The 19427-nt window shown below is 42.1% G+C and carries 21 protein-coding genes; 7 read left to right on the forward strand and 14 right to left on the reverse strand.

Features of this window, described 5'->3' with window-relative positions; all coding sequences use genetic code 11:
• Positions 1–157: 157 nt before the first annotated feature.
• The 9 genes from cbiD to V7K53_RS23815 form a co-directional block, all read right to left on the reverse strand.
• Positions 158–1273, reverse strand: coding sequence for a cobalt-precorrin-5B (C(1))-methyltransferase CbiD (gene cbiD / locus V7K53_RS23775; protein WP_335200016.1), 1116 nt, complete (start codon positions 1271–1273; stop codon positions 158–160).
• 15 nt (positions 1274–1288) lie between these two features.
• Positions 1289–1690 carry a hypothetical protein gene (locus tag V7K53_RS23780; RefSeq protein ID WP_335200017.1) on the reverse strand — a complete coding sequence of 134 codons (402 nt, stop codon included), beginning with the start codon at positions 1688–1690 and terminating at the stop codon, positions 1289–1291.
• A 157-nt stretch (positions 1691–1847) separates the two neighbouring features.
• A complete protein-coding gene (locus V7K53_RS23785; RefSeq protein ID WP_335200018.1) occupies positions 1848–2306 on the reverse strand; it encodes a hypothetical protein in 459 nt (152 codons plus the stop codon).
• Positions 2307–2420: 114 nt separating this feature from the next.
• Positions 2421–2639, reverse strand: coding sequence for a DUF6887 family protein (locus V7K53_RS23790; RefSeq protein WP_335200019.1), 219 nt, complete (start codon positions 2637–2639; stop codon positions 2421–2423).
• Positions 2626–2814 (reverse strand): DUF6888 family protein, encoded by a 189-nt coding sequence (locus V7K53_RS23795; protein ID WP_099099501.1) that lies wholly within the window; start codon positions 2812–2814, stop codon positions 2626–2628. The genes V7K53_RS23790 and V7K53_RS23795 overlap by 14 nt, the downstream gene beginning before the upstream one ends.
• A gap of 49 nt (positions 2815–2863) precedes the next feature.
• A complete protein-coding gene (locus V7K53_RS23800) occupies positions 2864–3160 on the reverse strand; it encodes a DUF7734 family protein (RefSeq protein WP_335200020.1) in 297 nt (98 codons plus the stop codon).
• Between the two features lie 36 nt (positions 3161–3196).
• A complete protein-coding gene (locus tag V7K53_RS23805) occupies positions 3197–3793 on the reverse strand; it encodes a DUF3177 family protein (RefSeq protein WP_335200021.1) in 597 nt (198 codons plus the stop codon).
• A gap of 501 nt (positions 3794–4294) precedes the next feature.
• Complete coding sequence (locus V7K53_RS23810) at positions 4295–4540, reverse strand: Calvin cycle protein CP12 (RefSeq protein ID WP_069074399.1); 246 nt, start codon at positions 4538–4540, stop codon at positions 4295–4297.
• Between the two features lie 241 nt (positions 4541–4781).
• The gene (locus V7K53_RS23815; protein WP_334841005.1) at positions 4782–4916 is read right to left on the reverse strand and encodes a hypothetical protein; all 135 of its coding nucleotides are present in this window, start codon (positions 4914–4916) and stop codon (positions 4782–4784) included.
• On the opposite strand from V7K53_RS23815, the gene V7K53_RS23820 reads away from it, so the two are divergent.
• Positions 4915–6147, forward strand: a complete 1233-nt coding sequence (locus V7K53_RS23820) for an FIST signal transduction protein (RefSeq protein ID WP_335200022.1) — start codon at positions 4915–4917, stop codon at positions 6145–6147. The genes V7K53_RS23815 and V7K53_RS23820 overlap by 2 nt on opposite strands.
• A 46-nt stretch (positions 6148–6193) precedes the next feature.
• On the opposite strand, the gene V7K53_RS23825 is transcribed toward V7K53_RS23820, so the two are convergent.
• The gene (locus V7K53_RS23825; protein ID WP_335200023.1) at positions 6194–7321 is read right to left on the reverse strand and encodes a metallophosphoesterase family protein; all 1128 of its coding nucleotides are present in this window, start codon (positions 7319–7321) and stop codon (positions 6194–6196) included.
• Between the two features lie 397 nt (positions 7322–7718).
• Here V7K53_RS23825 and V7K53_RS23830 point away from each other — a divergent pair, with 397 nt between their 5' ends.
• Positions 7719–8591 carry an S-methyl-5'-thioadenosine phosphorylase gene (locus V7K53_RS23830; protein WP_335200024.1) on the forward strand — a complete coding sequence of 291 codons (873 nt, stop codon included), beginning with the start codon at positions 7719–7721 and terminating at the stop codon, positions 8589–8591.
• Positions 8592–8904: 313 nt separating this feature from the next.
• On the opposite strand, the gene V7K53_RS23835 is transcribed toward V7K53_RS23830, so the two are convergent.
• Positions 8905–11217, reverse strand: a complete 2313-nt coding sequence (locus tag V7K53_RS23835; RefSeq protein WP_335200025.1) for a CHASE2 domain-containing protein — start codon at positions 11215–11217, stop codon at positions 8905–8907.
• A complete protein-coding gene (locus V7K53_RS23840) occupies positions 11210–12745 on the reverse strand; it encodes an AAA-like domain-containing protein (protein ID WP_335200026.1) in 1536 nt (511 codons plus the stop codon). The genes V7K53_RS23835 and V7K53_RS23840 overlap by 8 nt, the downstream gene beginning before the upstream one ends.
• A gap of 271 nt (positions 12746–13016) precedes the next feature.
• Here V7K53_RS23840 and V7K53_RS23845 point away from each other — a divergent pair, with 271 nt between their 5' ends.
• A complete protein-coding gene (locus V7K53_RS23845; protein ID WP_442940508.1) occupies positions 13017–13214 on the forward strand; it encodes a hypothetical protein in 198 nt (65 codons plus the stop codon).
• A gap of 368 nt (positions 13215–13582) precedes the next feature.
• Here V7K53_RS23845 and V7K53_RS23850 read toward each other — a convergent pair whose 3' ends face one another.
• The gene (locus V7K53_RS23850) at positions 13583–14182 is read right to left on the reverse strand and encodes a hypothetical protein (protein ID WP_335200028.1); all 600 of its coding nucleotides are present in this window, start codon (positions 14180–14182) and stop codon (positions 13583–13585) included.
• A 336-nt stretch (positions 14183–14518) separates the two neighbouring features.
• On the opposite strand from V7K53_RS23850, the gene V7K53_RS23855 reads away from it, so the two are divergent.
• Positions 14519–15439 (forward strand): lysylphosphatidylglycerol synthase domain-containing protein, encoded by a 921-nt coding sequence (locus tag V7K53_RS23855; protein WP_335200029.1) that lies wholly within the window; start codon positions 14519–14521, stop codon positions 15437–15439.
• Positions 15440–15457: 18 nt separating this feature from the next.
• On the opposite strand, the gene V7K53_RS23860 is transcribed toward V7K53_RS23855, so the two are convergent.
• On the reverse strand, positions 15458–16771 hold the full coding sequence (locus V7K53_RS23860; RefSeq protein ID WP_335200031.1) for a hypothetical protein: 1314 nt from the start codon (positions 16769–16771) through the stop codon (positions 15458–15460).
• A gap of 1121 nt (positions 16772–17892) precedes the next feature.
• Between V7K53_RS23860 and ndhL the strand changes: the two genes are divergently transcribed.
• From ndhL to trpA, 3 genes are all read left to right on the forward strand, one after another.
• Positions 17893–18105: an NAD(P)H-quinone oxidoreductase subunit L gene (gene ndhL / locus V7K53_RS23865; protein ID WP_094347179.1), complete on the forward strand. Its 213-nt coding sequence runs from the start codon at positions 17893–17895 to the stop codon at positions 18103–18105.
• Positions 18106–18129: 24 nt separating this feature from the next.
• Positions 18130–18441 (forward strand): DUF3007 family protein, encoded by a 312-nt coding sequence (locus tag V7K53_RS23870; RefSeq protein ID WP_335200032.1) that lies wholly within the window; start codon positions 18130–18132, stop codon positions 18439–18441.
• A gap of 82 nt (positions 18442–18523) precedes the next feature.
• Positions 18524–19351: a tryptophan synthase subunit alpha gene (trpA, locus tag V7K53_RS23875; protein WP_335200033.1), complete on the forward strand. Its 828-nt coding sequence runs from the start codon at positions 18524–18526 to the stop codon at positions 19349–19351.
• Positions 19352–19427 lie beyond the last annotated feature (76 nt).

The raw sequence follows: 19427 nt of genomic DNA on the forward strand, positions 1-19427 counted from the left end.
GATAGGCTGATAATGGTATAGAAAGCCTTGACAAACGCTAGTTTACGTGCATTTGTCAAACCCCGGAGTTGGAGATGGTATTAAAACGATAAATCTACCCTAGAGTGGTTACTTAAAGGATTATTTTTTTGAATTGTTTACGATTATTCATAATAAATTAACATAATTTTTCCATCAACAGACCAGCAGTTTTACTCTTCACGATAATTTTGCGATCGCGATCGAAGAGAATCGAGCCACAGACTGTTACTTTTGTGCCGCTTTCGCTATGACTTTGGATGTATTCTTGGGAACGAACATCGATAGTTTCGGCGATCGCACTGTAAACTTTATTTACCCAATCACTACCAGTTGCAGCATCTAGGGATTTTAGGTGTGTTAGTGCTGCTTCAGCAGTTGCACTGTTAAATACAGCTTGGATATCTGGTGATTTTAAACCTGCGATCGCACAGTGAGCTGCTAAAATTTCCCGCCGTCCATCAGCCAAGTAGTGATGGGTGTGAAAAATCCCTCCGGCTAGTTTCATCAGCTTACCGTGATAGCCAAATAATAAGATTTCTTTGACACCCAGCACATCAGCTTCTACTAACATTGGGCCGAGCCAGTTAGCAGTTTTGACCAATTGTTCGGGATTAATCCCTAGTTTACGCGCCAAATCCAGGCCATTCTCCCCAATGCAGAATACTAAACTCTCAAAACGACTGGCTTTATTTTGTAATTCCGCCCGAAAAACTGCAAGCTGATCTGGTGTACTTAAGGGTTGAGAAATACCAGTTGTGCCTAAAAGGGAAAGTCCTTCAACCACACCAAAGGCAGAATTGGAAGTTCTAACAGCTAGCGATCGCCCTTCAGGTAGAATAATTGTCACCGTGATTTTTTCCCCAGGTGCTAGCATTCGTTGCAAATTCTCTTGCAACAGCCTTTGAGCATAAGCATAAATAGCTGGCTTGTCATCAGCATTTAATTGTCTACCAATTCCTTCCCCACCTTTAATAATTACTGCATCATCACCCTGTTCTCGCCATTCCACCAATGCCCAAATCGGTGTATCTTTAGTCAAATCGAGATTATCACCAGGATCGCTACGAGCGATCGCTAAAGCTGTATTCTCAGATAATCCTGCTACCTGTTCAATGGGTATTTCTGCGATTTGAGCGGGTTCAATCAAATCTACAGATGCTATGCTTAGGGGTTGGCGATCGTGTAACCAATGTAAAGCTGCAACAGCAGCAGCGCACGCAAAGACGGGAAGTGTGTATCCAGAACGGGACATTTTATATCACTGAACCTAGCATTTTTTCCCCAATTGTGGTTTGATATTAGCCTTGGTAATAACGTCAATACAATCATTGTCTGTAACAATAAAGTAATGAACCACATCCTTAGTTTCCAACATTCCGCAAGATTCATCCACTAACTCCTCTACAATATCTGAATTGGACACCATATATAATGTTTCCTCCATTGGTATAGGCAAGTGCTGGAGTTGCTTGAGCCTGCGTCCTTCGTCTATAACCCGATACACTTCTGTATATGTGAACTTCACTGTGATAGTTTGATTTGGATCGTAAAAAATGAGGTCTATTTCCAGACCATCGTCACTATCTTTAAGCAATTGCACATCACGACGTTTTTTTGGGAAAGCTCCTATCTGCCACGGTTTGTAAGACTGATGTTGAGTTCTATCCACTTTGCTGAGACCTCACATAAACCCACCCTGTTGGATTGAAAATTATGATGTCTAAATAATTCTTCAAAATTGTTCGCGCAGCGTCTCGTAGAGAAAACAGTTTCAGATAGCAATTTAGATCCATCTGTAGCTTGCTTCATGTGATACAGCCGCTTAACTAAAAACTAGGATAGTTTTGATCGCCTTCAAACATCGATTCTAGCTCCTCAACTGCTGCAAGAATTGCCTCTATATCTCCATCTGAAGCCAACTCCTTAATTTCCTTGAGACATTCCAAAACTCCTGTTTTCCCATCTGCAAGCAATGCATTGAACTGATACCAATTGTACAGGTGATACAGCAGGTGATACGCAACACTAGTATCTAGTTCATGACTGGGTTCACGTAAAAATAACTCTAAATCAACTAACCAGTCTATTGCGGCTCCAATCCCATCAACGTAAGTGTGAAAAACAGCAGTTTTCAGCATCTCTTCTGGTGCATTGGGATAAGCTTGGTGGAATGCCTGTTTTGCCTGACTGCTCAGGTTCTTACGTTGTAGCAAGGTTTGTACAATTTCCCAACGTTGTAATTGACTGAATTGTTTTGGCGTGTTTGCATCCTGTGAATATTGCATCTAAGCCCATCCAAATAAAGCTCACAGTATAATCCAGTCTGTCTTAACTGCGATCGCCTGACCAACACCTTGAGTCAATAATCCATGAAATAATGCGATTGCACAGATTTTCGTCTACAGCTGATTACTATTTCTTGCGGCTTCTAGCTTTTGGCGAATCGCTGCTTGAACCTTCTCATCAAAATCGGGATCGTCAGGGCTTGCAACAATCCTACGCGGACGCTGGTTAATCCTGTCCAAGTATGCTTGAAAAGCGGCTTGATCCCCGCGATGCTTGAGAAAATACTGTTTCAATTCAACATCAGACATTGAATCGTAATTAATTCGGCTCATCAGATAACTCTCCGTTGGGTAAAATTTGGAATTCAATCTCTTCGTCATACCCAGCAAGGATGTATACATTACGAGTCCGATTATCAACACAAATGAGGTATATGGGTTGAAGCATGATATACGTCAGTTGATAGCTAATACGATACAAACTTGCTACTTGAGCAGCAGTAGGCATTTTACTTAATTACACCAAAATTACGAACGAATTACGAATTAGTAATTAGTCAAACGCCTACTTCTAATAATAGAGCTTCCATAGCTGACCAAGAAATTCCTTGTTGAATATAACGGGGTGCTTCAGGATTGTAAGGACTGGCTACTCGGTCAATGTTGAGGATGTTTGCCCCATCTGGTAGAACTGGTACATCTGCATCAAATGCCGTTGGACGCATCAAAGAACTGGAAAAGCCTTTGAAAATAGCAATTGTATCTTCCTCATCGGCAATTTCCACCGTTACAATTAGGACTTCTTTGGTGCGTTTAGCGGTGTATTGTTCCAGTCGCTTACCAATGGAATTCATTGTTTTAAGAGTAGGAGTAAAGTGGCGTAGCGAGGGTTACTGTGGTGTAGCCGAGCGTCCCTGTTTGCCCAGCTTAATCAGAACAAAATAGCTTAAGTAAACCACATAAATGACTAAACTAGTTATACCAAGAAAACCTAAGAACTCAGCTTTGCTATTAGCATGAAAATATTCTTTGAATAATAACGGAATCTCAAACCAGACGCGACAATAAGAACTCTTCATCACACTGGCAGAAAAAGCACAACCCAAAAAAGGGATAAAGGCTAGTGCGCCCAAAAAACAATAAACAGTTGTCGCCCAGCGCCAAGAGGTAAAAATAAATTTCAAAGATCCACTGGTTTGATACTCAATTTCATCGTTGATATCCACCCAGAACCACAACGAAATCGGGATTAAAATCTGAGCTATAAATCCAGAGATAAAGCTAACTGGATATTGGGCAATCATTAAGTAAATCGTGATTGCCACCAAGCTTGATACTCGCCAGTATATAGCCAATAAGCGTTGTATGCCTTCCGCTTTTTGTACAAATGCCCAAATTAGAAGAATTAGCGGAATAATTACCAGAAATAATACCGCCAGTCGGTAATCAATCCAGACGAAAGGTCGAAACCAAATATCATAGTCCATATTTTTTCTCAAACAATAGATAAAAAAGAAGTCAGGAGTTCAAATAATCAATCAAGTAGTATTTTATACCACTAATGGATTGTAGACTGCTAAATAAGGCAGGGATATTAAACCCTTTTATTCAGGAGTCAGTCGAACTCCCATTCATCCTGAATTCTTCTTGATAATAGTTTATTGAACCTCGTATGACTAGAAGTCACGAGTATTATAAAAAATTTATAGGGGCGTACAGATGTACGCCCCTAATGCCAATTAATTGGTTGTTTAATTTATGGAAATCGTAACTTATCCCTTTGGAAGAAGCCTATTGATTCAAATAAAGAATTTATTTTTTGTTTCGACGACTAAAATCGTTAGCTCTAAATAAAACGCTTACGAGTGGAGGACATTGGTGAGTTTCCACGTCCTCCACTCTAGGCGTCTTCTTTAGGCAATGCTGGTTATTTGCTTACCAAACATTATTTGCTCACGAAACAACAGAAAATCCAGTTGCCTCAATTTCTAGTCGTCGTAAACCCGGCATTCAATTGCATCTGGATTGTCATCACAATACTGTTCTAGAGAATTTTTTGGCTTGCTTTGGCGCTTGTGGGAAGCTTCGGCTTGCAATTCTTCTACTGCATCCCAAGCAGCAGCACACTCTGGTGAGTTGCTACCGTTAATATCACAGACAGTACGCGCTTGTTCCACTTCTTCTTGGATTTTCTCTTGGATGTCGCCTTTTGCTGTTTCTTGGATGTTGGTCATTAGCTTTAGTCTCGTTGTGTGTTGTTAATACTAGTATAGAAAATGTTCAGAAATGGCAGTTTTTCTCTTGATTACTAACCATTCTAACCATTTAGCCAATCATAAGTTAGTGTTTTAGCTTATTGATTTATAACCAATACAGCAAGCTACCGTATCTATAGTACATTTACCTTTATTTTTTAAGATTTTGTGGAATTAGTAGCATAGATAAATAATCATACAATATATTTAGATGCCTATATTAGGGAATGACAACCCCAACTTCTTGGGATGGAGGAGACAAAGGGCTGGCATCAATTCTTGTAAGATGCAATTCTTCCCAAAATAAAAAGTCAAAATCTACTAGCCTAAAAAGAGAAAGAAGCTCAAAACTCATGGCAGACCAAATGCAGTGGGCAAATGCCCTATCAACCCGTCATTCTCTGGAAGCCGCTGTTACAGATGTGGTGGAACGAGCTGTTTCATCGTTAACAGCACCTGCGGATCTAGGACTGGTATTCATTTCGTCTGCTTTTGCGAGTGAGTATTCCCGACTGTTACCCTTGTTAGCTGAAAAACTTTCTGTGCCTGTGCTAATTGGCTGTAGTGGTGGTGGTGTAATTGGGACGACAGTGAGCGGAGAAACCCAAGAATTAGAAGCCGAACCAGCTATTAGCTTGACTTTAGCACACCTTCCAGGAGTCAAGATTCAAGTTTTTCATGTTGTTGCGGAAGAATTACCTGACTTAGACAGTTCACCAGATGCTTGGGTTGATTTGATCGGTGTACCACCATCACCGACACCGCAGTTCATTTTGCTGTCTAGTTCCTTTGCCTCTGGAATCAACGATTTGTTGCAGGGGCTAGATTTTGCTTATCCAGGATCGACGATCGTGGGAGGACAGGCTAGTGGCGGAGGTATGGGTGGTCGTGTTGCCCTTTTTTGTAACGATACTAACGGTGAGGAACAGCAAAACTTGTATCGTGAGGGCACTGTTGGTATAGCTTTGACTGGCAATATTGTTTTGGAAACGATTGTCGCCCAAGGATGCCGACCGATTGGCAAGCCATTGCAAGTCACAAAAGCCGATCGCAACATCATTCTAGAGTTAGATGAGAAAGTGCCTTTAGTGGTATTGCGAGATTTGATTGCTAGTCTCAGCGAACAAGAACGGATTCTAGCACAGCATTCTCTGTTTGTTGGTGTGGCAATGGATGAATTCAAGCTGGCTTTGCAGCAAGGAGACTTTTTAATACGTGGTATTCTTGGGGTCGATCCAAATGCTGGGGCGATCGCAATTGGCGATCGCGTCCGTCCTGGTCAAAGGCTACAATTCCACCTCCGCGATGCCCAAGCCTCTGCTGAAGACCTCGAATTACTCCTGCAAAGTTATCAACACCAGCGAGAATCTGAACCCTCTGCGGTAGCTGCTTTGATGTTTTCTTGTCTGGGACGAGGTGAAGGACTCTATGGTAAACCCAACTTCGATTCTGAATTATTTCAGCGCTACCTTAACGATATTCCTATAGGTGGCTTTTTCTGTGGCGGTGAAATCGGCCCTGTTGGTGGCAGAACCTTTTTACACGCCTACACCTCAGCATTTGGAATTTGTCGTCAAAATCAGTAATGAATGCTGAGTATTGAATCACCTTCTAACTCCAAACTCCTAACTCCTAACTCTTATTCAGCAACAGTGTGCTGTTATTATCAATCATCGTCAAATTTCCAGCAGTGGCGATCGCTGAGTTAGACTGTGATGCACTATATGTCTGAATATAGCGCCGCACTTCTGAGGGAAAATGAGGATAATCTAACACTGCATCCCCATCAGCAATAGTTGCCCAGAAATCGCGCAAACCAGGAGCTATTTTTTTTGCCTGTGATAACGGTAAGTTTAATGGAGAGTGAGTTAGTAGCTTAATTAGGAAAGGGAAAGAGCGATCGCCCATCCACTGTCGTGATGACTGTTGCAAGTCAGGGAACTCAGGCACTGACTCTACGCGATGGGATAAAATTTGCAACGATTCTTTACCTTGGTTATCCCGATGAAACTCTAGCACTCGGTAAGGGTGAGGATAGCTCACTAAAGAACCAGTGGTAATATCATATACTCCATCTGAGTAAGCAATATCCTGAACGTGCAAATGTCCGGTAAATACTAGCTTGACTCCGTAGCGCCTCAGCAGATGCAATAGTTCTGCTGAATTGGACAACATATAGCGATTTGCTAATGGATGGTTCGATTGATTGGGCAAATGCTCCACCACATTATGATGCACCATCACCAAAACTAATTCATCACCAGATGCCGCCAGCACCTCTTCTAACCACCGCAGCTGTTTGGCATCCAAACACCCCACTTGCTCTCCTTGGTCATTAAAGGAGTTAGAATTCAGTCCAATTAGCTTAACTCCAGGCAGCAAATGACGAATGTAGTACATCTGCTGTGGATCGTCATAGCCAAACTTCGTGTAATAGTAAGGAAAATCCGCAAAAGCAATCGATTGCCGATCGCCCAACAGCACAGGAACATCATGATTACCAGGAACAACATAGACGGGAAAAGGTAGCTGGGCTAAACATTGTTGCAACCAAGCATGGTTTTCTGGTTCGCCGTGCTGGGTTAAATCTCCTGGCAACAACAAGAAATCTAAATCGAGTTGTGCTAAATGTTCTAGTACACTTTTAAATGCTGAGATACTTACTTCTACCAGATGAAAGCGGCTAGGGTGATCCCAGATTGTGTGAGGAAGTGCCAGGTGTAAGTCGCTGACTACGGCAAAGCGAAAATTGAGAGTCATTGATTTATGAAAATGTTAAAAGCAGGGGTTAAAATAAGCCTTTTCCCAAAAGTATAACGCTTGCTTTGTTTCCCTGCGTAGGAGTGCGTATACTTAATATTTGTATACATTAACCATTAATTACAGGCTATGGTTATGATTAACTTAAGGGTTAATCATAACCATTAATCTGCAAAAATTATCGAAAATTTGATTGCTAAAAATTATTAATTAATGCTCGAATAAGTCGGTGATGACTTCTATCTGCGCCTCAAAAAACAATGAATGGATAATAATTCAATAGTGTTAGCGGCATGAAATGCGATCGCATATCTCATCGTAGACATCACTTTGTTTTCTGCTACTCCCCTTTTCGATAAAATAACTGAGGAGATCGGTAAGGAACAGGTTCAGAATCATGGCTCAAGCTAGTATTGGGATTATAGGTGGTAGCGGTCTTTACAAAATGGATGCCCTCAAAGATGTCGAAGAGGTGCGAGTCGAGACTCCTTTTGGTTCACCATCTGATGCTTTGATTCTAGGAACTTTGGATGGTACACGGGTAGCCTTTTTGGCGCGTCATGGTCGTAATCACACGCTTTTACCCTCTGAGTTACCGTTTCGCGCTAATATCTATGCAATGAAGCAATTGGGTGTAAAGTATTTAATTTCAGCTAGTGCTGTGGGTTCCTTGAAAGCAGAGGCGAAACCACTGGATATGGTAGTTCCAGATCAGTTTATCGACAGAACGAAAAATCGGATTTCAACATTTTTTGGTGAGGGAATTGTGGCTCACATTGCCTTTGGCGATCCGATTTGTAAAAATTTGGCGACTGTGTTGGCAGATGCGATCGCATCTCTCAATTTACCAGAAGTTACTCTCCATCGCGGCGGCACTTATGTGTGCATGGAAGGGCCAGCTTTTTCTACAAAGGCTGAATCGAATCTTTACCGCAGTTGGGATGCAACAATTATTGGCATGACCAATTTACCAGAGGCGAAGTTGGCAAGGGAAGCGGAAATTGCATACTCAACTTTAGCGCTGGTGACAGATTATGATTGTTGGCATCCAGACCATGACAGTGTGACGGTGGAGATGGTGATTGGCAATTTGCTGCGAAATGCTGTGAATGCTCAAAAGGTGATTCAAGAAACTGTGCGGCGCTTGAGTGAAAATCCGCCAACCAGTGACGCGCATTCGGCGTTGCAGTATGCGATTTTGACTCAGTTGGATAAAGCACCAGCCGCGACGAAGGAAAAGTTAGGGTTATTGTTGCAGAAGTATTTGTAGTGTTGGTGGTGAATGAGCGATGTCTACGCCTACGCAGTTTCTTATTACAGTTTTGCGTAAAAGCGTAAGGCAATACAATCGCATTGCAGGGGATTGCAAAATTTAATTTGCTACAAATTAATGAAATGCTGTATTTAGATTAGAGCAAGAGCGATCGCTACCACGGGCTATTCGGTGACGCACCATAATCTGAAATTATAGAGGCGATCGCACTTTCTCCGATTACAAATTTCGATGTATTCAGTTATGCACCGCGCTATCACATCTGTTATCTCTTCACCTCTCAAGCAGGTTCGAGTCTGTCAAACAGTAATTAGCTGCTATTAGACATCTCCTGTTTTTGTAAGGCAATACGAATTCCTGCTACATTTCCGCTTGTAGCCATTAAAGCTAATAATGAAGGAAGAAACGGCACCCAAATACCCCAGATTAAGAGAACAAAGCAAACTACATAAAGAACGCTAGAGGTAACACCTACTGCTAATGCCAACCAAGGGAGCGAACGCCACTGTCGAGCAAGCATTCCCCCCACCAAAGACCACCCCCAAATCCAGACCACCTCAATCCACAGTGACCAAACTCGCAGTAACGGTCGCCCATCCTGGACAGCACTGAGGATCTGGCTAATCATATGCGCCTGTAGTAATACTCCTGGCATTTGCTCATCTAAAAGAACGCCATAGGGCGTAGGCCAGGTGTCTGGAGAATTGCCCTTTGCCGTCACACCAATCAAAATAATTCGGTCTTTGATAGCGCTGGAGTTAATCGGACTAGATAAAAATTGGGTTAGCTTCACCTGTTCGGCTATCTCTTTTGAGGAACGGTAATTGAGTAAGATTTGACCGCCATTGGCATCGATACCTTGATAGCCGCCAGTACGAGACTTCAGATTTGGAAAAATAGTTTTACCCAACTGCAAATTCCCTTCAGAGGTGAACTTTGTTTGAATTCCTAAAGGGCGCAGATAAAGGGATGCTAGTTGTAAACTGAAGGAATATGGAGCAGAACACAATGATGTCGTCTCCTGATTCATGAACAGAAGATGACGACGAATAACTCCATCGCGATCGTGAATAAAGTCACTGAATCCCAAATTTGCTGGAGGGATTTCTGGTGGCGGCTCAATGCCTTTGATATTTTCTGAGCTATCACTCCCCTTGCATATGCCAATCAAGTTCTGAGTTTTTTGAAGACGAGTAATTAAATCTGGTTGTGTGGCTTTAAAATCACGGTAGATATCCAAGCCGATCGCACGGGGTTGGTACTGATTCAGTTTTGCCAGGAGATTGTTAAGAGATTTTTCGGAGAGAGGAGATCCTTTCAAGGACTCACCATTTAGTTGCTGAGTTGCCAGATCATCATCGTCAATTGTGATTATCAGTAGGCGCGGATCAAGTCCTTCCTCAGGGCGCGATCGCATCATCAGGTCAAAAGCACTCAACTCTCCAGCCTCCAACACTCCTAAAAGCCGCATCCCCACAATCAAAATCGTTGTAACTACACTTGTAAGAACCACAGTCTGAACTGTCAGCATTTTCAACGGAACTGGTAGATGTTCTTTGAGCCACCTATCATCAAATACTTTCCTGTAGATCAAATTGCGTACACACAAGCTAGCGTGCTCACGGCGGACGATAATACCTGAGAGTTTGAGGTGGGACTTCACCAACGACTGCTCTTCGTCCAAGACAATGCGCTTTCCACGGCGGATCTCTCTGTAGGTAGTCAAGACAGCGAACAGATCGGGTGCTCGTTTGGTAAGCATATCCCGCACAAACTGTAAGTTATTGTCTTGTTTGCTCATTGCACCAAAGAACGTACTGTTTACAACGCGGTCAACTTCGGCTTGAGACCAATTGTTCTTGTCTTGCTCTGTTATAGCCCGACAGAGACGCTGCGTTAGATAGGGATGTCCCCCTGTCCAGTTCAGTACCCACTTGAGCATCTGCTGTGACTGTTCTAGTGTTAAACCCAGTCCATCAGCAAGAGTTAGTGCTTCCTCTAAGTTAAAGTCGGTTAACTCTACGCGCTGTCCAATATTAAAGGGCGTCCGCTTGGAGTCACGGATTAAATCACCTGGTGTTGCTACGCCGATAAGGACAAAAGAGAGACGCTGAAATTGAGGCAGACGGGCACGGCCATTGTAGAGATATCGAATAGCCGCAAAAAAGTCATCGGTGAAGTCCAGGCTGAGAGTGGTGTCAATTTCATCAACGAAAATCACCACAGGTATCGCAATTTCAACCAGCAAAATTTCCTCAAAAAACCTGGTTAACCGTTGAGTAATGCCCAAATGCTTAAGAGACTGCCACCACTGAAGAACATCGGTATCCAGCATAAGTTGATCGGCAATGATGGTAAGCAAACCTAGATACCATTCTTCAGCAGTAACCTGTACCCCCAACTGAGTCAGATCGATAATCACCGACTGGATACCTTCATCAGCTAGTTGTTCGGCAGTCCGCACCATTAAGCTGGACTTGCCTACCTGCCGTGGAGCAAGAATATAAGCGAAAGTTCGGGCACGGCACAGTGCTAAAAGTTCCTCATCAGCTTGGCGGGGAATGTAAATGCCACCCCCAGCTTGCACAGTCCCGCCTACAGTGTAAATGTTTGGATTAGCCACGCAGATGCTCCCGGAAATAATCAGTGTAAAGTTGACAACGGGGAAACACTACACGCCCTTCCCGGCGTACTAAACCTGCACCCCGTAAGCGGAAAAAGATGCGCTCATCTTCACAGGTGTTCTGGCGAACTACTTGGAACATACCGTGAACTAACTCCTGTTTGTTATGCAGCCGGAAGAGGTGGTTACGCAGATGATTGCCAAAGGGACCATTATCTGCCATCGCATTGGCAAATAGTGCGGTAGGATGGAGGCGATCGCTTGCAACTGAGTAAAGTGCAAGCCTTACTAAATAAGGATGTCCACCCAGCAACGCTATTAATTGCTTTTCTTCGCTAGCGTTGAAGGGTGAACCATGACGGCGGTTTAAATCAGCAACCTGTACTGCTGTAAAATCTTCTAAATCAATTACTAGCCCAACATTAAAGGGTGATTGGTTGAGATTATCAATTAGCTGGTAGGGTTCGGTGGAAGTAACCAGTGCTAAATCCAGTTGCTTCCAGATGGGATTAGTGGCGCGGCTATTGTGCCAGCTTCGCAGCATACCAAAGAAATCAGAGCGAAAATCTGTATCAAAAACCCTTTCAACTTCATCCATCGCTAAGACAATGGGGTTGCCAAACTCCTTCAGCAAATAGCGGCCAACATAGCGAGTGCAGCGCTGACTATTGCCCAAAGGCATATTCCAATACTCATCAACCTTGTCAGTCATTTCCAGTTCATCGGTTAACCAAGTACAGAACTGGCGAAAGAAAAGGTCAGCATTAGTTAAGGCGGCTTTATCAAATAATTGAAAATCCAGCAAAGCAACCCGCTTCCCTGCATTCACAGCAGTATGAATTGTGCGGATTAACAGCGAACTTTTGCCCATTTGCCGAGGGCCTTTAATTGTAATTGTCACACCCTGCCGCTCAATAGTCTCTAAAGTAAGTGCATCAGATGAGCGTTCCACGTAAAAAGCAGATTGCGATTCCATTGTCCCTTCGGGCATTTCTAGCGAGACGGGCTGTGCTGAAGGAAAGGGACGGGGTAGGAGTGACGGCTGACTCATCTGGAGTAAGTCTGCTTTCGATTTTCCTTCACTGATAGCCAATGCACCGCCAGAGACAGCCTGCAACAACTCTGCAATTAGGCGCGGCGTATCTTCTGCATCTTTCCAGAACGCCCAGTTAATCCCATTTAAGTAAGCACTCAAGGGATACAAGAACGGTTCTTGATACGCCAGACGCACTGGGAGAATTATCGGGCGTCCTGATTGTGATTTTGCCAAGTGGTGTGCTGTCTCGATTTCTGCCACCACCATCTCACTGCTGGTTGACAAGGCTGAAAGGAAAGTAATCAGAAAATCAGCTTGGCGGATTTCTGCTTCAATACATTCAGCCCAGCGTGTACCAACGGACATGGTTTGGTCGATAAAAACTTTGTGCTGCTGCGATAGCGCTTGGAAGACTTGCAGCGCTACTGGTTCATCGGGGCTAGCATTACGCTTGTAGCTGATGAAGATGCGTTTAGTCTGTGAGTTTAACATTACTATTAACCTTGTCTTCCTTCAGCTTTTTGAGTGGAAAAGCTTTTCTAGTTGCGAGTCAATCTTGTACAGAAGTTGGATAATTCTGTGCTTTGTCATTCAAGGGCGGTTTTTGCCTATTTTGAGGATTAGCTGAACAAATTAGGATTTTATTCACAGCGCTATCAATTAGTTACACTCTACTACAGCGCAGTTGCAGGCAATTACCGACAGCACAAAAAAATCGTTCACGCAGCTAAAAGGTTCATTAATGGAGTTCAAAGGCTCGTTAATGGAGTTCAAAGGCTCGTTAATGGAGTTCAAAGGCTCGTTAATGGAGTTCAAAGGTTCATTAATGGAGCTAAAAGACTCGTTAATAGAGTTCAAAGGTTCATTAATAGAGTTCAAAGGTTCATTAATGGAGCTAAAAGGCTCATTAATGGAGTTCCAAGACTCATTAACGGAGTTCAAAGACTTGTTAGAGATATGAAAAATAATGTAGAGACGTAGCACTGCTACGTCTCTACAAGGATTCTAGATAATGCATATTTAATTTCTAGAGATATCTATGAATAGAATTCAAAGGAATTAAGCCCCAATACGGTTCAGTTAAGAAGAATAGTAGGTTGGGTTTCGCTACGCTCAACCCAACAAATCCTTGATAATGTTGGGTTTCGTTCCTCAACCCAACCTACGCCTACGCCAGTTTTAGTTATTAGCCTTAAGTGAACCGTATTGAATTAAATAAACTCCATCTCAAACGCAAACAAAGCCTGTCTACGCAGGCTTTGTTTGGTAACGCCAGACTATAAGTCTGTGGACGCTTTGATATTTTTGCAAAAGATTGAAAGACTAATTTCAATCAGCGTTTCTGACTGCTCCCTTCACTGCATCGCCTGCATCTTCAGCTGTGCGCTTCACATTTTTACCAGCATCTTCAGCCCCACGCTTCACATTTTTTGTCACGTCTTCGCTAGCATTCTGGGTATTACCCTTGATATTTTCAATTCCTCGCTGAGTCCCCTTTACAAGACCTTCGCGCAATTCATCAGCGGAACTGCCGATATCTTCACCCAGGTTTTTTACTCTTTCACCAAGGGGTGTCCCTTGCTGAAAATTCCGGCCATATTGCTCTCGACTGTCAACTCCCTTCTGATCGATATTCTTTTGAGCATTTTTCACTAAAGCCTTAGCTCTATCATTCGCTGCCTTTTCATCTATCGCTCTAGGATCTACATCACTGAAGTTATTCATCCCACCAGCAGGAGAATTCAGAGGATAATCTTTAGTGGAATCAGATCGCTCGACATTAGGTGCTTGATAACCAGGCTGTGGTGGCTGTGCTGCTACTCCTGGAGCACCACAAGCCTGAGTCAAAAATAGGAATATCCCTGCTAAAAAAACAGTTAAAACTTTCAAAGGACGAATATTTCTCAGCCAAGTCATTGCTTTTTTCATAGTTCTAACTCCTTGCATTTTTTGTGACTAGTTAAATTTCAACCAAGATGGCATTTGGAATTACTTTTGTATCCCAAGCATTCAGAAAGAATAATAACTTTAATTAATGATATGAATAATTAAATGATTTTTACCTCTAGCGCAGGTCACATTTGAATTAGCGCAAAAGGAATAATTTTATCTAACTCTAGGGAGATATAAACTAAAATAATATGATTGTTGTCAAAAGAGCTACATCAACCTGTTTGATACTTCAAAAGCTTTGGAGATATAGCTGATGTCCCATAATATTTGAGTATTTAACCTTTGTTGCTCTACCGTTAAATGACTAAATTCATGAAGCAATTTTTGCGCTGGATAATTTTGGGGGGGACGCTGTTTTTTTTAGGAAAAGCTCTGAAGGATAATTGGATTGAAGTAACTGCTATCCGTATTGATGAGGTAGGATGGGCAATTATGGCGATCGCTACAGGGGTAACTTTACTAGCTCATACTTGGGCAGGCTGGATCTGGACTTGGATTCTTCAAGAGTTAAATCAACCTGTATCATCTCCCCAATTCATCCAAGTTTACCTAAAAACAAACATCGCGAAGTATTTACCAGGTAATATCTGGCATCACTACGGGCGAATTATCGCCGCCAAAAATGCCAATATTCCTACTGGCGCAGCCACCTTAAGCGTTTTACTGGAACCGCTACTCATGTTAGCGGCTGCTTTAATCATCATTGTCTTATGCAGTAGCCAGTTTGCAGCAGCGAATACCACCCTTGTTATACAAGTACTACAATTTCTCAGTTTAGCTGTAGTCCTTGGTGCGATTCATCCCTGGTTTTTGAACCCCGTTATTAGTTTTTTGTATAAATTAAAAGCAAAAAAGTCTGCTGCTACCACTCAACCAACTGTTCCCTTCAGTGTTAAAAGCTACCCTTTACGTCCTTTGTTAGGAGAAGTGGGCTTTATGGGACTACGCGCCACTGGGTTTATATTAACTATGTTCGCCTTGGGTTCGTTGAATACGAATCAAATTCCTTTGTTGTTAGGGGCTTTTAGTTGCGCTTGGTTGTTGGGATTTGTTATACCGGGTGCGCCTGGTGGATTAGGTGTGTTTGAAGCGACTGCGTATGAACTTTTACGACACCACTTTCCAGCTGCCTTAGTATTTAGTGCGATCGCTCTATATCGCCTCATTAGTATTCTAGCTGAAACTGCGGGTGCTGCCCTCGCTTGGTTAGATGAACACCTTGCGAAATCCTGAATCAAGCAAAACTCATTTTTATCTATCTACTTTCATCTGTGAAAACACACGATAACTATCCAGATTTAATTGCTGATTACTGCTTTGCTGTTCTTCCATCTTAATCAAGTTATATTCTACATTTTCTGCATAAATGGCGAACGTGATATTAAAAATCTCGATAAAATTTATGACTCCTTTGCATTCCTCTTCGGAATAATTTTCGTAATAACGAATCAAATGAGCAATCCGAGTTTCTAAATGTCTTCGAGAATTTCTACAAATCAAAATAACCTTTAATAATATAATTACCAGGGTTAGAGCATGACCTTGGCCAATTAATGAAATAAATAATTGCGAAGGTTCTTTAGCATTTTCTATTGTAAAGTAATCAATCACTCGATTACAGGTTCTCAAGAAAAATTCTTTAGTGATAATTTCTTGGTTATAATCTGTCTTCCATAACGATAAACTCTGTGCAAACTGCCGCCGCCAAGTTTCAACTGATTCTTGATTTTCTACAGAAAAAAATAGATATTTTTCTAGATTTGTTTTAAATTCTTTCAGAGTTTGATTTTCAGTTTGCTTGATAAATATATGGGCAATATTATCATGGCTAAATACGCCTTTCTTTAAGACAATTGCTTTTATTAAGCGCAGAGCTTGATCTCCCAAAATACTGGGATTTTTATAGCGTGTTGTGCTTGAGACGGCAGATTGAGAACGAGCAATATACATTGCTAGTTCAAACTTAAATTTGTCTTTTATCTGTTTAGAAAGCCTTCTAGCAGCCTCTTGTTGCTCTTTAGGGTTCTTATTATTAACAGATTGATCGATCAATAAATAGGAAGTGTAGCGATTAGCCCAATGACCTTTAAATGATTCTTCATACTTAGTAGCAAATAATTTGAGATCCTGATAATCTTTGCTGTTGGCAAACTTCTCTAACCAGATTTTACAAGTTTTTACTAATGGAGGACTATTCTCTGTGATTTTCAGATTCTCATGAGTAAATAAATTAACTAAGTCTTGGATATATTTGTCTTTTCGGTTAGTTTTCCAATTATTAACTATGATGTAACAACACCGCTTAAGTGTATTGTATAATTCTTCCTCGTTATCATCTAAAAAAACACTATATATTCCAGGTATAGAATCGGAATATTCAGAATCAAGACCGTCTATAAATAAACCTTTGAATTCTCGTAAAACATCTTCTGGTGGCAATTTTTTGACAATTTCCACAAAGAAGCTATAAACCTCTTCTTGAGCAGTTTGCACATCTAGTTGTCTAGAGTTAGACGTAACACAATGGGGATTTTCCTGACTAATTGATAAACGATTAGCGGTCATTTCAGTTATCAGGACAAAAAAGCTTCCTGTTCATATTATTACCAGCTTAACCTTGGCTAACAGGAGCATCAATCTATTCTTCAGAAATTCAGTCATCTTTTTACATAAATTTGATTAACTAGGGCTATAAATAAAGTATTAAAGATAAATTGTTTAATTCTTCATCAAATATTTCAGTAAAATTACTTATTTACCGCCAGAAAAGACCATACATAAATATATGGATATGGGCGAGTTTATCTATAAATTTAGATATAACCCGCCCATACCTTCTATCGAAGCTTTTAGGTATTTTAAATTTTTAGTGGGGGTGGAGGGACTTGAACCCACACGACCTTTTACGGTCAACGGATTTTCATTCTCCCGCAGTTTTCACTACTACCTGATGACAATAGCCAACTCAGATTTTGAGAATTGGACTCTCCCTTTACCCTCGACTTAACGTTAGGGTAGCTCCCGTCGGGTCTCTGCACCTTCCGAACAGTTATGAGTTAAGAGTTGGGAGTTAAGAGTTTTAAATTTACTCAGCACTCAACACTCATGACTCAGGACTTTCTTCGGCTTGGCTCAGGATTGCCATGTCTGTCACCAGATTTAGGTTTCCCTGAGTTTGAGAGCTTCCACTTGAGGGATTTCTCCTTCAAGGCTCAATTATTTAAGTCCGTAGCGTCTACCATTCCGCCACACCCCCGCAGGTGTTTGGCAACTAGTGTAACTAGTTATTTTCTAGAGGTAGCAAATACCTCCTTATCTATTCCACCATCAATTGTGTCTTTTGTCCAACTAGATCGAAAATATTTTTTCCAGATTGGGCGATCGCTTCAGAGATTTGGAAGTCTTCTTGGTTTTTTCGTAATAATCTGGATGAGTTTTCGATCTTGCCTGATTAGAGCATTTGTTTGCTAGTGGATTCACATAATAGCATGATATTAGCTTTTGTCATGCAATCCGTTGAATCGCCCATTGTAAAAGTACTCCAGCCAGCCAAAGCTGCGCTTTGCCTCCCGATTAGCGATTTCGAGGAATTTTGGCGCAGTTATGTTAAAAGCATTATGACTATAATTCTCTGAGTTTGTCTCTTCAGCCTATGATGGAAAACAGATGCTTAAGACTTGAAAGTTATGATTGTCGCCCTGCTATATCTGATTTTGGCTGGAGCTTACCTTTTGGTAATCCCCATTGCTGTTTTGCTGTACCTGAAGCAGCGTTGGTATGTAGCTAGCTCTATTGAGCGTGTCTTTATGTACTTTTTGGTATTTTTCTTCTTTCCGGGTCTGTTGGTTCTATCGCCGTTTGCAAATTTCCGACCCCAACGGCGACAAGTTCAAGTTTAACGAGATTGGTAGGTCATAACTCTCATGCGACGGATTGACGCGATTGGAATTGGCTTGGGTGTTTTTATTGCCGGTGGCTTGGCATACTTAGGATTGCAGCTAATCGGTTTGGATAATCAGAAAGCTGGTATATGGAGCCAAGTCTTGCTAGTCAGTGCCTTAGTTGGCTGGTTAGCCACCTATTTTTTCCGTGCGGTGGGACAAAAAATGACCTACCACCAACAGCGGGAACAGTATGAGCAAGACTTTCTGCAAAAGCGGCTAGACGAGCTTACTCCCGAAGAACTAGCACGAATTCAAGCCGAAATAGAACAAGAAGAGCAATCTCAGGTGTAAAGTTATCATTGGTCAGTTGTCGTTGGTCATTTGTGACCAATGACAAATGACAAATGACAAATGACAACTGACAACTGAACAAATGACTGCGATTTCTGATTGCTTTAAAACCCTTGGGCGCAATCGTGAGTGCGCCCTAATTCCGTTTATTACCGCTGGCGATCCAGATTTAGAAACCACAGCAAAAGCCTTGCAGGTTCTAGATCGTAATGGAGCCGACATTATAGAAGTGGGTATACCCTATTCCGATCCTCTGGCTGATGGGCCAGTCATTCAAGCTGCTGCTACCCGCGCCTTGCAAAGGGGTACGAAATTGGAGCAGGTGCTAGAAATGCTGCAAGGGATTACTCCCAAATTGCGATCGCCGATTATTCTGTTAATCTATTACAACTCAATTTTGCACCGGGGAATTGAAAAATTTCTTGGGCAAATTGCTGCTGCTGGGGTTGCAGGATTGGTAATACCTGATTTGCCCTTAGAGGAAGCAGCAGGATTGCTCCAAGCAGCTAGTGACAAGGGAATTGACGTAATCTTGTTGGTTGCTCCCACCAGTTCTGCGGAACGGATCGAAGCGATCGCTCGTTCTTCTCAAGGATTTATTTATTTAGTCAGCGTGACTGGGGTAACAGGGGTGCGATCGCAACTGGAAAACCGGGTGTCCGATTTACTCAAACAAATTCGTAGTGTTACTGATAAACCCATCGCAGTCGGCTTTGGAATATCTGAAGCTGCCCAAGCCCGACAGGTAAGGGAATGGGGCGCAGATGGTGCGATCGTGGGCAGTGCTGTTGTGAAACGGTTAGCCGAAGGGACACCAGAGGAGGGACTAAATGCGATCGCCCAATTTTGCCAAAGTCTCAAGGCAGCCATCAAGACGACCAACACCAGCACAAATACTCCTCTTGATTAGACGGGGAAAGTAGATTAAAAAAGTATAACAGTGTAGTTTTTCTATCCTTGCTTGGTAGACAATTTGACCATTATGG

Source organism: Nostoc sp. (assembly GCF_036917355.1).
Classification (GTDB): Bacteria; Cyanobacteriota; Cyanobacteriia; order Cyanobacteriales; family Nostocaceae; genus Nostoc.